We start from the raw sequence: 13,752 nt of genomic DNA on the forward strand, positions 1-13,752 counted from the left end.
CACATACCTGGCCTCGTGGATTGGCTGGATCCTCGTCCCCGGCGGCTGGGGTCGGGGGCTTGATTCACGCCGGGGTGCAGATCAGTCCCAGCCCGGGAGCCACAGGTGCGCGCGCCAGAACCAGTCCGCGATGGGCTGGCCGCTCCACGCCGGAACGAAAAACAGCGCCAGTGCGACGGCGACCGCTACAAAGATCGCCGCCGCGATCCGGCGACCGCGCAGTTCCTCCGGTGTGAGGGCGCGGAACCCCAGCTCACTCGCAGCGCGGCGGAGCGCCCCGATGCGGCACACGACCCCGATCACGAGCGCCAGAGCGAGCGCAGCAAATGGAGTAAGGACAACCGCGTAGAACTGGAACACTGCAGATCGGGACACTGTCGCCACCCAGGGCAGCCACCCGGAGAGATAGCCGATGAGCACAAAGACGCTGACCGTGCCGAGCGGGATCGCGAGCGCCGGTGCCGGTGTCGGCCCGAGCCGCGGCGGGACAACATGCCGCGCGGTCGTGAGGAGCCGAGAGGCGCGGCCTACCCGCATCGACCGCACCGCGAACCACAGCAAGACGCCGAGTGCGATGACTCCGCCCCAGGTCACGAGCGGATTGGGGAGGGGAGACACCGCAGAGACGCACGCTGTCCACGGGCACCCTTCCGTCCAGCTGTGTTCGTACATCGCGGTGGGGCGGAGCGCGAGTGGCCAGGTCAGCGGGTGCGCCTGATACGGGTGCGGAGCACTGAGGGTGCTGTGCCACTCGAGCATGTCGCGGTGGTAGCGCACGAGCGCCGGGAACCAGTGCTCGCCCGGGTTCCGACCCCAGCCGCCGGGGACGAGGATCCAGCCAATCCACGAGGCCAGGTATGTGAGTAGCGCGACGGGAAGTGTGAGTATCGCGGCCACACCTGCCTGGCCCACGGCGCGTGACACAGGCCGTGGAGCGCGGGATCGAAGGCGCAGCAGGAGGTCCCGGAGCGTTACGAACACGAGAAATGCGGCGAGCGGATAGAGCCCCGACCACTTCACCGCCGCCGCCGCACCGAAAGCAATGCCGGCGGCGATCAGCCAGGGCCTGGCCCACACGATCGGGAGCGGGCGTCGTTGGTCAGTCGCACTGGCCGTGAACCGCTGTGCGACGGCAAGCTGATCCTGCCAGACAAAGAGCGCGCCAAGTGCGACGAACATCGCGAGGAACCCGTCGAGTAGCCCGACCCGGCTCAGCACCACGTGCACGCCGTCGATCGCGAGCAGTAGCCCGGCGAGGCAGGCGACGCGCATGCTGCGCGAGAGGAGCCAGCCCAGCCGCATCACGATCCCGACCGTGGCGACCCCAGCGAACGCCGCCGCACAGCGCCACCCCCAGCCGGACTCTGGCCCAAACGCGAGCACACCCAGCCCGATCAGCCACTTACCGAGCGGCGGGTGCACAGCGTTTGTGGGATCCCCGGTGAATGCTGTCGCCCGTCCCCCGGACATATCAGGCTCGCTGTCGGGCCAGATCGTGGGGAACCCGTGACTGAGCTGGCTGATCGCGTCACGGACGTAGTACAGCTCGTCAAAGACAAGGGTTCCCGGCCGATCCAAGGCCCAGAAACGCAGCGCGGCGGCGATCCCGAGCACGAGGATCGGTGCCACCCATCTCAGCCGCGTGCCCATGTGCCCAGCCTAGGCGCTCAGGTCCCGGGAGGAGGGCTACGATGGTGGGGTGATGACACGGCTCAGTAACTACTTCCTGAAGACCCTGCGCGAGGACCCCTCCGATGCCGAGGTGGCGAGCCACCGGCTGCTGGTGCGGGCTGGCTACATTCGGCGCCAGTCCCCGGGGGTGTTCGGGTGGCTGCCACTCGGCCTGCGGGTCAAGGGCAAGCTCGAGCAGATCATCCGCGAGGAGATGGCGACCGCGGGTGCGCACGAGGTGCACTTCCCCGCGCTACTGCCGCGCGAGCCTTACGAGGCCACAGGCCGCTGGGACGAGTATGGCGAGACAATGTTCCGCCTGCAGGATCGCCACGGCGCGGACCACCTGCTCGCTCCCACACACGAAGAAGCCTTCACCCTGATGGTGAAAGACATCGTGAATTCGTACAAGGACCTGCCGCTGCAGTTGTTCCAGATCCAGGACAAGTACCGCGACGAGGCGCGGCCGCGTGCTGGTCTGCTCCGCGGGCGCGAGTTCACGATGAAGGACGCGTACTCCTTCGACGTGACCGATGAGGGACTTGCCGCCGCCTACCAGAAGCAGCGCGATGCGTACGAGCGGATCTTCACGCGGCTCGGACTTGACTACGTGATCGTCTCCGCAGACGCGGGGGCGATGGGCGGATCCCGCAGCGAGGAGTTCCTGCTCCCGATCCCGATTGGGGAAGACACCTTCGTGCGCTCCGCCGGGGGCTACGCCGCGAATGTGGAGGCCTACGCCACACCGGTTCCCGCCGAGATCCCCTGTGACGGGACCCCGGCGGCGGTTGTGTTCGATTCGCCCGATACGCCCACGATCGAGACGCTTGTCACGCTCGTGAATGCCAAGCTGCCCCGCGCCGATGGTCAGACGTGGGCCGCCGTGGACACCCTGAAGAACGTCGTGCTCGCCGTGACGCCCATCGGGGGAGAACGCGAACTTGTTGTCGTCGGTATGCCGGGTGATCGCGACGCCGATATGAAGCGTGCGGAGGTCGCCTTTGGCGGCGCAGATGTAGAGCCCGCCACAGCTGCTGACTTCGAGAAGCACCCGGGCCTCGTGCGCGGCTACATCGGGCCTGTACTCGGCGGCGAGGCTGTCCTCGGGACCGAAGGCAGCACGGGAGTGCGCTACCTGCTCGATCCTCGTGTCGTATCCGGGACCTCCTGGATCACGGGCGCCAACGAGTCCGAGAAGCACGTCGCGTACCTCGTCGCGGGTCGCGATTTCGCGGCCGACGGTGTGATCGATATCGCAACTGTGCGTGATGGCGATCCCGCCCCCGACGGCTCTGGCCCGATTGAGACCGCGCGCGGCATGGAGATCGGCCACGTCTTCCAGCTGGGCCGCAAGTATGCCGAGGCTCTGGGCCTGAAGGTGCTTGACGAGAACGGCAAGCTCGTGACCGTGACGATGGGATCCTACGGCATCGGTGTGACCCGGATCATGGCGATCCTCGCCGAGCTGAATCATGACGATCGTGGCCTGGTGTGGCCCCGCTCAATCGCCCCCTTCGACGTCCACCTTGTCGCCACGGGCAAGGATCCGCTGGTTGCCGAGGTCGCGGAGAAGCTCGGGACAGAGCTCGAGGCAGCTGGCCTCGACGTCCTCTTCGACGATCGTCCCAAGGTCTCGCCCGGCGTGAAGTTCGGTGACGCGGAGCTGCTCGGCGTGCCACGCGTGGTGGTCGTGGGTCGCGACGCCGCAGAAGGCTTTGCCGAGGTCTGGGACCGCGCGGCAGGCACGAAGGATAGGGTCGCTCTCGCGGACGTCCCCGCCCTCTTCGCCGCGTAGTTTCTGCGCCGAAACGGGGCGTGGCCGGTCGCACAGCGTGCGGCAGGTCACGCCCCGTTTTCATTTGATAGATACCCCGAGCGGCATTTCTTCGTTGTCACCCTCGGTTATATGCGAATCCGGTGATGTGTGTCTGGGAGAGTGTGAGACGTACCTCGAATCCTGAACGAAGGAGTTCCTCATGGCCGAGACGACTGATCCCGCAGCGAAGCCCACGCCCGCTTTTGTTGGCGCATCCTGGGTGGCCCTCCTGCTCGGAATGGGGGCGTACCTCGTCGGCTTGTTTAACGCCGGGATGGAGCTGAATGAGAAGGGCTACTACTTCACCCTTCTCATGTTCGGCCTGTTCGCTGCGGTGTCGCTGCAGAAGACTGTGCGGGATCGCGCGGATGGGCTTCCCGTCACCAGCCTGTATACGGGTATTGCCTGGTTCGCCCTTGTGGTTTCACTTGCGATGCTTGCTATCGGCCTCTGGAATGCGGGCAGCATCACCCTCAGCGAAAAGGGCTTTTACGGCATCAGCTTCGCGATGAGCCTGTTTGCGTCGGTTGCCGTGCAGAAGAATGTGCGCGATCTTGCGCGGTTCAAGGTCGAGGAGGACGCCGACGGGTCCGATGCTTTGAGCGGAGCCGCGACGGCCACAGACAGTGACATGCGATAGTTGGCATATGCCTGATCCTGGCGCACGCGAGACGACTCGAATCGCCGCGTCTTGGCGGGGCTGGCAAGATCCAGGGGGCTAGAGTACTCTGGTCACTTCTCCGCGCCGGAAGGCGTGACAGCTGAATAGACAGTTCAATACAGAGGAGGCTGCGATGAAAATCGAGCTGGTAACGCTACGACAGATCGAACGTGAGAAAGAGATTCCGTTCGACGAACTTGTCGAGATTATTGAGCAGGCCATCCAAACCGCGTACCTGCGTCACGCGGAAAACCAGAACCTTCCGGTGCCCCGCGAATCTGATGTGCGGGTGACTCTGGACCGGAAGACCGGGGAGATCTCCGTGCTCGTCCCCGAGCTCGATGACGATGAGCAGGTCATTGGTGAGGCCTACGTCACGACCGACGAGTTTGGTCGGGTCGCCTCGAGCGCCGCCAAGCAGGTCATTAACCAGCGGTTGCGTGATCTGAGCGATGACGCAGTCCTCGGGACCTTCAAGGATCGTGAAGGCCAGATCGTTTCTGGTGTTGTGCAGCAGGGACCCAACCCGCGCATGGTGCACGTTGACCTGGGGGAGCTCGAAGCGATCCTGCCTCCCGAAGAGCAGATTGCCGGCGAGAAGTACCCGCACGGCATGCGCATCCGCGTGTATGTCACGAGCGTCTCCAAGGGAACCAAGGGTCCGCAGGTGATCGTGTCTCGTACTCACCCGGGCCTCGTGCGGAAGCTGTTCGAACGGGAAGTTCCGGAGCTCGCCGAAGGCCTCGTCGAGATCGTATCGCTGGCCCGCGAGGCCGGACACCGCTCGAAGGTCGCCGTGCGTGCCAAGCAGCCCGGAATCAACGCGAAGGGCACCTGCATTGGCGAGATGGGGGGCCGCGTTCGCGCCGTCATGGCTGAGCTGGGGGAGGAGAAGATCGACATCGTCGACTACTCGCCCGAGCTGCCGAAGTTTGTCGCAAACGCCCTGTCGCCTGCGAAGGTCACCGATGTGTTCATGCTGAATGAGTCCCTGAAGCAGGTCCGCGCCTTGGTTCCCGACTTCCAGCTCTCGCTGGCGATCGGCAAGGAAGGCCAGAACGCCCGCCTTGCCGCGAAACTGACTGGCGCGAAGATCGACATCCAGCCCGACTCGATCATGAACGACTAGCACTCCTTGGATGTCGATCTTCGCGCGTTTCACGGAAGGGCGAAGCCCTGACGTGGAACGTCCGTATGGCCGACATCCAGCCGGCGCGGATCCCTTGGGCGGGAACGCGTCAGCGTTCTCGTGGGATTCGCGGTGACGCCACTGCGTCACATCATGAACGACTAACTCTCCGTTCCCACACCCGGTCGAGATGTCAATTTCGCACCTTTCGTGATCTGAAAAGGAGCGCGATTGGCTTCTCGATCGGGAAGCGGCAGCGAAGGAGCGGGTGCGCGACACGCGTGCATCTTGCGTACGACACGCGGCGACTTGCTGAGCGTTGCACGCGCGCTGGGCGAACGGCACGAGGAAGAAGTAGGAAGCTGGTAAGATGGATGCGGTTCGGACCTGTGTTGCGTGCCGCGCGCGTGATTCGCGCGAGGCGCTCCTTCGGGTAGTGATGCATGATGGGCAACTTTGCGTTGACGATCGTGCGGCGCTTCCCGGAAGGGGTTCGTGGGTACACCCCACGGCCGAGTGTCTGAAACTGGCAATGACTCGCGGAGCCTTTCCGCGGGCGTTGCGTGTGTCGGGGAAGCCCGACGCAAGCCCTTTAGAGAACAGGCTGAAAACACACATGGACAACTAATGAGCGGCTCACGATGAGACCCGTCCAGTAATTTTGGTTCTCGCCTGTCTGGCGTGAACCCAGACAGGAGAAAAGTGGCTAACCCACGCGTACACGAGATCGCTGCGGAGATCGGTGTCGACAGTAAGGTCGTTCTGGCCAAGCTGAAAGAAATGGGCGAGTTCGTGAAAGCGTCCTCGTCAAGCGTTGCACCCCCGGTTGCACGCAAGGTCAAGGCAGCTCTTGCTGCTGACGGTGTGACCGGCTCTGCCGGCAGCGCACCCGCTGCGCCGGCGGCACCCGCCGCCCCGAAGCGCCCGGCTGGCCAGAAGCCCGGCCCCCGGCCCGGCCCGAAGCCCGCTGCGGCACCGGCCCCTGAGCCTGAAGCACCCGCTGCTCCCGAGGTTCCCGCTGCACCCGCCGCGGCACCCTCGACGCCGGCTGCGCCTGCTCAGAATGATGCACAGCCTGCTGCGGCAACGCCCGGCGCGGCAAAGCCTGCTTCCCCGGCAAAGCCCGGCGCGGCAAAGCCTGCTTCCCCGGCAAAGCCCGGTGGCAAGGATGCTCCCAAGCCCGGCGGCCCGCGCCCCGGCAATAACCCCTTCGCGTCGAGCCAGGGCATGGGTATTCCGCGCCCGCCCCGTCCGGGCAACAACCCGTTCAACTCGAACCAGGGCATGCCTCGCCCCGGTGGTGGCGCAGGTCGCCCGAACCCGGGCAACATCCCCCGTCCTTCGCCGCGTCCGGCACCCGGCGCAGCCGGTGCGGGTCGCCCCGGCGGTCCCGGTCGTCCGGGTGGCGGCGGTCGTCCCGGTGGCGGCGGTGGCTTTAACCGCCCGGGCGGCGGCGGTGGCGGCGCAGGTGCCGGTGCTCCCGGTACCGGTTTCGCGGGTCCCCGTCCCGGTGGCGGGTTCGCAGGCCGTGGCCGTGGCGGCCGTGGTGCGGGCACCGCAGGCGCGTTTGGTCGTGGCGGCTCCAAGAGCAAGGCACGCAAGTCGAAGCGGGCGAAGCGCGCAGAATTCGAGATGCGCGAGGCCCCGTCACTTGGCGGCGTGAGCGTACCCCGGGGCAACGGGTCGACAATGATCCGTCTGCGCCGTGGTGCATCGCTGAGCGACTTCGCGGACAAGATCAACACGAGTGCTTCGAACCTGGTGACCGTGCTGTTCCACCTCGGCGAGATGGCAACGGCTACGGAGTCGCTCGACGAGGCGACGTTCCAGATCCTCGGCGAGGAACTGGGCTACCGGATCCAGGTAGTGTCGCCCGAGGACGAGGATCGCGAGCTGCTCGAGGGCTTCGATATCGATATCGAGAGCGAGCTTGAAGAAGAGGGCGACGACGTGCTGCAGGCGCGTCCGCCGGTTGTCACCGTCATGGGTCACGTTGACCACGGCAAGACCCGACTCCTCGACGCGATCCGTAAGGCAAACGTGGGCGGCGGTGAGGCCGGCGGCATCACCCAGCACATCGGTGCCTACCAGGTCCACACCGAGCACGACGGTATTGATCGCGCGCTCACCTTCATCGATACCCCGGGTCACGAGGCGTTCACCGCGATGCGTGCTCGTGGTGCGCAGGTCACCGATATCGCGATCCTCGTGGTCGCCGCGGATGACGGCATCATGCCGCAGACGATTGAGGCCCTGAACCACGCGCAGTCGGCCAACGTGCCGATTGTTGTCGCGGTCAACAAGATCGATAAGGAAGGCGCGAACCCGGAGAAGGTGCGTCAGCAGCTCACCGAGTTTGGTCTCGTGTCCGAGGAATGGGGCGGCGACGTCATGTTCCGCGATGTTTCGGCGAAGAACAACGTCGGCATCAACGAGCTCCTCGACGCTGTGCTCCTCACGGCTGACGCGGGTCTTGACCTGCGTGCAAACCCGGACAAGGACGCGCGCGGTGTCGCGATTGAAGCGAAGCTCGATAAGGGCCGCGGCTCGGTCGCAACCGTCCTCATCCAATCGGGTACGCTCCGCGTGGGCGACGCGATCGTTGCGGGCACGGCGTACGGCCGCGTTCGTGCGATGCACGACGAGAACGGCGATCCAGTACTGGAAGCGCTTCCCTCGCGTCCCGTTTCGGTGCAGGGCCTCTCGAGCGTTCCCCGTGCAGGCGACAACTTCATCGTGACGCCCGAGGACCGCACGGCTCGCCAGATCGCTGAGAAGCGTGAGGCCGCTGAGCGCAACGCGATGCTCGCCAAGGCGCGCAAGCGGATCAGCCTGGAAGAGTTCACGAAGGCGCTCGAGGATGGCAAGGTTGAGTCGCTCAACCTCATCATCAAGGGTGATGTGTCGGGTGCCGTTGAGGCGCTTGAGGAATCGCTCATGAAGATCGAGGTCGACGATTCGGTTCAGCTCCGGATCCTGCACCGCGGTGTGGGTGCGATCACCGAGTCGGACGTGGATCTTGCCACGATCGACAACGCGATTGTCATCGGCTTCAACGTGCGTCCGGATGTTAAGGCTCGCGAGCGCGCAGCGCGCGAGGGCATCGACATTCGCTTCTACAACGTCATCTACAACGCGCTCGATGACATTGAGGGTGCGCTCAAGGGCATGCTCAAGCCTGAGTACGAAGAGAAGCAGTCCGGTGTTGCGGAGGTCCGCGAGGTCTTCCGTTCGTCGAAGTTCGGCAACATCGCGGGTGTCATCGTTCGCTCCGGCACGATCACGCGTAACGCGAAGGCTCGCGTCATCCGTGAGGGTGTTGTTGTTGCCGACGGCCTGGCCATCGAGTCGCTGCGCCGCTTCAAGGACGACGTCACCGAGGTGAAGACGGACTTCGAGGCTGGTATCGGCCTCGGCAAGCACAACGACATCCAGATCGGCGACGAGATCGAGACGACTGAGATGGTGGAGAAGCCGCGCGACTAGTGCGAGGCTGATCGACACGGCGAGGGCCTGGCTGGGATTTCCAGCCCGGCCCTCGCTGCGTTGCGGGCGCGACGTAGGTAGGCATTTGCAGTAGGGGTCCTGGTGTGCAACTATGCAAAACCAATGGGCGGCGTCTAGAGTAGGGCGCGGTGGGGAACTACCGCCATCTCTCCTTGAAAGGGCAGACCGCTCATGTCGCTCACTCACGCGCGCCTCTCCGCGCAACGCATCACGGTGCTCTCGCTTGTCACCGCACTTGTGTTGTCGATGCTCACCATCTTCAGCGCGCCGTCCGCGTTCGCGGAGGAGCGTGGGGGTGAAAGGACATATCCGCAGGTGCAGACCGATGTGCTCCCGAACACGGAGGGCGAAGGGGCTGAGCCTGTGGTCCCAGCGGATGGCCAGGATGCGGCCCCCGACGCGAGTACTGACCAGCCGGCCCCGCCGGTGCCGGGTGTCGATGGATACCCCGTAGAGCGCGATCAGCCTGCGTCGCACCTCGCCGAACCGGAGGTGCCGGCGACCCCACGCGCCGAAGACCTGACGTTTTCGCAGGCCGACGATAGCCTGCTGAGCGGCACGGTGACGCTTCCCAGCGCTGCGGCGGGAGACGAGCCACGCTGGTTTGCATCATTGGTGGTGACCGCGTGGAGCGAGGCGGAAGGCTCCTACTGGTCTGCGGTGGACGAGTCCGGTGCGTTCGCGTTTGCCGACCTTCCCGAGGGGGACTTCAGTGTCCGAGTCGAGAGCTCGACGAGTCTGGATCCCGAGGCAGCGCCTGCGCTGCTCGGGCCGCGTGGTGGAACTCACAACTGCTGCACGCGCACCGTGTTGCCTGCCGGATCGCGGAACGCGAAGTCGCGAGTGCCCCAGTCCTGATCCATGGGCTCCTGCAGGATCTCGGTACCGGCGGCCTCGATCCGTGTGAACAGCGGCTCGAGCTCGTCGGTAGCGAACACAACCGAGGCGTACGAGCCCTTCGCGATGAGTTCGGCAATGACGCGCCGTTCCTCATCGGTGAGGCCCGGGTCCACCGCGGGCGGGCTGAGCACGATCGAGGTGTCCGGCTGGTTCTTCGGGCCGACAGTCAGCCAGCGCATGTCGCCGTAGCCGACATCGTTGCGCAGCTCGAAGCCGAGTACGTCTCGGTAGAAGGTGAGCGACGCTTCGGCGTCGGTGTATGGCAAGAAAGTGACGTGGATGTTGATGTTCATGCCGGCCACGCTACTCCGAGCCCACGCCAGGAACTTCTCGATTCCTGACCGGTTTGGTGGCGCGCAGCGTCACGATCCCGGGGAGTCCCGTGAGCGGTCCGCCGCCCTCGCGCCGGTATCGTCCGGGGGACATCCCGACGAGCTCCGTGAAGCGCGTCGTGAAGGTGCCGAGCGAGCCGTAACCCACTGCGAAACACACTTCGGTGACGGAGAGGTCGCCGCGTCGTAGGAGTGTCATCGCGCGCTCGATCCGGCGCGTCATGAGATAGCTGTACGGGGATTCTCCGTACGCGGCGCTGAATTCGCGACTGAGGTGTCCTGCAGACATCCCCACGCCCCGTCCCAGCTCGGCGACGTCGAGCGGCTCGGCGTAGTCGCGGTCGATGCGGTCGCGAACACGTCGCAGCAAACGGAGCGCCTGGAGGTGCCTGGCATCAGCCGCGGTGCTCATGCCCCCATCTTATGCGCGAGGCAGACCGTCCTTGGCTGCTCACGGCTAAGATAGGGGGTATGAGTAATCCACGTGCGGGGAAGGTCGCCGAGCGGATCCAGCAGATCATCGCACGGCGTTTGGAAAAGGGGCTGCGGGATCCGCGCCTCGGGTTTGTCACAATCACGGATGTGCGCGTCACTGGTGACCTGCAGCAGGCGAGCGTGTTCTACACGGTCCTCGGTGACGAGCAGGAGCAGAAGGACACCGCGGCAGCGCTGAAAGCGGCGACCGGGATGTTGCGCACCGAAGTGGGCAAGCAGCTCGGCACGCGTCTGACGCCGACCCTGGAGTTTATCCACGATGAGCTGCCGGAGAGCGCCAGCCACCTGAGCGAACTGCTCGCTGAAGCGAAGCGGCGCGACGATGAGTCTGCAGCGCTCGCTGCGAACGCTACTTTCGCGGGCGAAGCTGATCCGTACAGCAAGCCCCGTGACGAGGACGACGACGAACGGTAGTCGCCGATTGTCACGGGAGGCGCAGTGCGTCTCCCGTGACCACTACGAGGCCGTCGCTCAGCAAGGAGGCGACGGCCCGCTCCGCCTGTGCGGAATCGCCGGGGCCAACGTCAGATACCGCTGCGGCCAGGAGTTCGGCGCGCGCTACCGGGCCCTCAGCTGCGCGCAGCGCAGCCATCACCCTGCCGCGGGCCTGCCGGTCACTGCCTTCGAAGCGGGCCTGCTTCGGGCGCTTCGTCGGTGCGTTTTCGGGGTACCCGCTGCCGCGCCACTCACACAACTGCGCGATCGGACAGACGCCGCAGCGCGGTGCGCGGGCCGTGCAGACGATCGCTCCAAGTTCCATTGCCGCCGCGTTGAAGACGGCTGCGGCCGCGGGGGTGTTAGGGAGCAGCTCGGCCATATCGTCGAGGTCGCGTGCGGCCGGCATGCCTGCCGCAGCACGTCCGTGTACGGCGCGCGCAATGACCCGCCGAGTGTTTGTATCCACAACTGGGTGACGTTCCCCGAAGGCGAAGGTCGCGACAGCTCGTGCCGTGTACGGCCCCACCCCGGTCAGTGCGAGGAGCGCGTCGATGTCTGACGGGACCTGATCGCCATGCCGTTCCGTGATCTCCACGGCGGCCTGATGCAACCACAGTGCCCGCCGGGGGTAGCCGAGCCGGTCCCAGGCGCGCACGGCCTCTCCGGGTGGGTCGGCCGCGAGCGCGGAGGGGGTGGGCCAGCGTTCCATCCAGGCGACCCACCGTGGCAGCACTCGTTCGACTTGCGTTTGCTGCAGCATAAATTCGGACACGAGGACCGCCCACGGGGAGATTTCGGGATCGCGCCACGGGAGTGGTCGAGCTTCTCTGCTGAACCACGCGTTGAGCTCGTCTGCGATACCGGTCCTGTCCATCGTCTCCCAGTCTATGGTGGCGCGGTAGGCTGGTCTGGTGTCGAATCCATCGGTCTCACTCCCTCCGCACGGCGGAATCCTTCTGCTCGATAAGGACGAGGGGTGGACAAGTCACGATGCGGTCGCAAAGTCGCGCCGCGCGTTCGGCACTCGCAAGGTGGGGCATGCGGGCACGCTAGATCCGATGGCAACCGGTCTGCTCGTGCTGGGCGCTGGGCCGGCGACCCGGTTGCTGACGCACCTCGTTGGCCTCGACAAAACGTATACGACAACCATTCGATTGGGGATCGCGACGGTCACGGACGATCGTGAGGGTGAGCCTACAGCGGTCGCTGATTCGGCGGCCGTGGCGGCGGTGCTCGCGAATCCCGCGCAGATTGCTGCTGAGGTCCTGGCGCTGACGGGCGACATTGAACAGGCGCCGAGCGCGGTCAGCGCGATCAAGGTTGACGGCCAGCGGGCCTACGACCGCGTGCGCGCCGGGGAGGCCGTCGAATTGAAGCGCCGTCCGGTCACGATCCACGAGTTCGAGATCGCGGCTCCGCGCGCGGCCACCGCGGACGATGGCACCGCAGTGATCGACATTGATGCGACTGTGCGATGCTCGACCGGGACATACATTCGCGCGTTGGCGCGGGATCTCGGCGCGGCGCTGGGGATCGGTGGCCACCTGATCGCGCTGCGACGCACGGCGGTCGGCCCGTTCGCAGTCACCGACGCGGGGACCATCGAGCAGCTGATGTCCGGTGCGCGGGCGGAGGTGCTGGAGCCGGCTCGCGTGGCGACCGCGCTGTTCCCTGAGCTGCGGTTCGACGCACAGCAGACGCTCGATCTCGGGCATGGGAAGCGGGTCAATGTGGGCGATGTGCCGGACGCGAAGCTTGCAGCCGCGACGAACCCAGACGGTGTATTGATCGGCCTCGTTGAGGTGTCGCGTGGGCGCACTCGGGTTGTCACGAACTTCCCGACGGTGCCGAACGCTACCGAAGCGGGGGGTGCGGCATGATTCTCGGCTACGCGATTGCCGTGATTGTGGTGGGGGCTCTGGGGGCGACGCTCTGCTTGGTTGAGGCTCTTCGCAAGCGCGCTCCCAATGACTTCACGATGGGCGCAACGCTCCTGTTGACGGTGCTGTTGCTCGCACAGATCATCATTTCGATCGTCGCCCCGTTTGCGGGAAACACGGCGACTGGTGATCCTCTTGAGTTCTGGATGTACCTGATCGTAGCGTTTGCGCTCCCGATCGGAGCAGGAATCTGGGCGCTCGTGGACCGGACGCGATGGGCAACACTTGTGCTGGGTGTGGCGCACATTGCCGTTGCGGTCATGGTGTACCGGATGCTTGTCATCTGGGGCTAGAGTCGCGCCCGGGGCCAGGGAGCTCGGCGTCCCGGCATACATTCCGGAAGCGGCACTTGGGACACGGAAGCGTGTCACCACTCTCAAGTTGGCCTTGAGGGTTTAAAATCTTCGGCTTGACTTGGGCGAATCACAACGGTGTAATTAATGCATTGCGTTCCCGCCGACGGCGCGACACGCGGAAGATGTAAGGAAAGGAGCGTCAGTTGAGCGAATCACCGCACACTCCGGTTCCCAGTAACTGGTTCGTCGACCCGGTCTTTCTGGGCGTCCCCGGTACCCGTGAAGATGATGAAGCGTTGGCCTGGCAGGGGGACGCGCTCTGCGCGCAAACAGACCCTGAGGCGTTCTTCCCCGAAAAGGGTGGTTCGACGCGCGAAGCGAAGCGGATCTGTGAAACCTGCGAGGTGCGCTCCGAGTGCCTCGACTATGCGCTGGAGAACGACGAGCGCTTCGGTATCTGGGGTGGACTGTCCGAGCGTGAGCGCCGACGCCTGCGCCGCGAGGCAATGTAATCGTCGGATCCCAGACCACGCGGCCAGGCTCCAGCTTCTGGAGCCCGGGCGCGCC

General features: G+C 65.4%; 14 protein-coding genes. 10 read left to right on the forward strand and 4 right to left on the reverse strand.

Annotation, left to right across the window (positions count from 1 at the left end; all coding sequences use genetic code 11):
* Positions 1 to 81: 81 nt before the first annotated feature.
* Positions 82 to 1,650, reverse strand: a complete 1,569-nt coding sequence (locus tag FM113_RS01535) for a phospholipid carrier-dependent glycosyltransferase (protein ID WP_254908813.1) — start codon at positions 1,648 to 1,650, stop codon at positions 82 to 84.
* Positions 1,651 to 1,699: 49 nt separating this feature from the next.
* Here FM113_RS01535 and FM113_RS01540 point away from each other — a divergent pair, with 49 nt between their 5' ends.
* From FM113_RS01540 to FM113_RS01565, 6 genes are all read left to right on the forward strand, one after another.
* A complete protein-coding gene (locus tag FM113_RS01540; RefSeq protein ID WP_087010789.1) occupies positions 1,700 to 3,466 on the forward strand; it encodes a proline--tRNA ligase in 1,767 nt (588 codons plus the stop codon).
* Between the two features lie 181 nt (positions 3,467 to 3,647).
* Positions 3,648 to 4,127 carry an inner membrane protein YiaA gene (gene yiaA, locus FM113_RS01545; protein WP_087010791.1) on the forward strand — a complete coding sequence of 160 codons (480 nt, stop codon included), beginning with the start codon at positions 3,648 to 3,650 and terminating at the stop codon, positions 4,125 to 4,127.
* A gap of 154 nt (positions 4,128 to 4,281) precedes the next feature.
* Complete coding sequence (nusA, locus tag FM113_RS01550; protein WP_087010793.1) at positions 4,282 to 5,277, forward strand: transcription termination factor NusA; 996 nt, start codon at positions 4,282 to 4,284, stop codon at positions 5,275 to 5,277.
* Positions 5,278 to 5,647: 370 nt separating this feature from the next.
* Positions 5,648 to 5,905, forward strand: a complete 258-nt coding sequence (locus tag FM113_RS01555; protein WP_087010795.1) for a YlxR family protein — start codon at positions 5,648 to 5,650, stop codon at positions 5,903 to 5,905.
* A 74-nt stretch (positions 5,906 to 5,979) separates the two neighbouring features.
* Entirely contained in the window at positions 5,980 to 8,763 is a 2,784-nt protein-coding gene (gene infB / locus FM113_RS01560) for a translation initiation factor IF-2 (protein ID WP_087010797.1), read from the forward strand.
* Positions 8,764 to 8,955: 192 nt separating this feature from the next.
* Complete coding sequence (locus FM113_RS01565; RefSeq protein ID WP_087010799.1) at positions 8,956 to 9,642, forward strand: carboxypeptidase regulatory-like domain-containing protein; 687 nt, start codon at positions 8,956 to 8,958, stop codon at positions 9,640 to 9,642.
* Here FM113_RS01565 and FM113_RS01570 read toward each other — a convergent pair.
* On the reverse strand, positions 9,570 to 9,977 hold the full coding sequence (locus FM113_RS01570) for a VOC family protein (RefSeq protein ID WP_087010938.1): 408 nt from the start codon (positions 9,975 to 9,977) through the stop codon (positions 9,570 to 9,572). The genes FM113_RS01565 and FM113_RS01570 overlap by 73 nt on opposite strands.
* Before the next feature lie 10 nt (positions 9,978 to 9,987).
* Complete coding sequence (locus FM113_RS01575) at positions 9,988 to 10,428, reverse strand: helix-turn-helix transcriptional regulator (protein ID WP_087010801.1); 441 nt, start codon at positions 10,426 to 10,428, stop codon at positions 9,988 to 9,990.
* Between the two features lie 59 nt (positions 10,429 to 10,487).
* Here FM113_RS01575 and rbfA point away from each other — a divergent pair, with 59 nt between their 5' ends.
* The gene (gene rbfA, locus FM113_RS01580) at positions 10,488 to 10,925 is read left to right on the forward strand and encodes a 30S ribosome-binding factor RbfA (protein WP_087010803.1); all 438 of its coding nucleotides are present in this window, start codon (positions 10,488 to 10,490) and stop codon (positions 10,923 to 10,925) included.
* 10 nt (positions 10,926 to 10,935) lie between these two features.
* Here rbfA and FM113_RS01585 read toward each other — a convergent pair whose 3' ends face one another.
* Complete coding sequence (locus tag FM113_RS01585; RefSeq protein WP_087010805.1) at positions 10,936 to 11,823, reverse strand: A/G-specific adenine glycosylase; 888 nt, start codon at positions 11,821 to 11,823, stop codon at positions 10,936 to 10,938.
* 34 nt (positions 11,824 to 11,857) lie between these two features.
* Between FM113_RS01585 and truB the strand changes: the two genes are divergently transcribed.
* The 3 genes from truB (at position 11,858) to FM113_RS01600 (ending at position 13,697) form a co-directional block, all read left to right on the forward strand.
* The gene (gene truB, locus FM113_RS01590) at positions 11,858 to 12,829 is read left to right on the forward strand and encodes a tRNA pseudouridine(55) synthase TruB (RefSeq protein WP_087010807.1); all 972 of its coding nucleotides are present in this window, start codon (positions 11,858 to 11,860) and stop codon (positions 12,827 to 12,829) included.
* Positions 12,826 to 13,182 carry a hypothetical protein gene (locus tag FM113_RS01595; protein WP_087010809.1) on the forward strand — a complete coding sequence of 119 codons (357 nt, stop codon included), beginning with the start codon at positions 12,826 to 12,828 and terminating at the stop codon, positions 13,180 to 13,182. Before truB ends, FM113_RS01595 begins: the two co-directional genes overlap by 4 nt.
* Positions 13,183 to 13,388: 206 nt before the next feature.
* Positions 13,389 to 13,697, forward strand: coding sequence for a WhiB family transcriptional regulator (locus tag FM113_RS01600; protein ID WP_087010811.1), 309 nt, complete (start codon positions 13,389 to 13,391; stop codon positions 13,695 to 13,697).
* Positions 13,698 to 13,752 lie beyond the last annotated feature (55 nt).

This window comes from Leucobacter sp. 7(1) (assembly GCF_900163635.1).
Classification (GTDB): domain Bacteria; phylum Actinomycetota; class Actinomycetes; order Actinomycetales; family Microbacteriaceae; genus Leucobacter.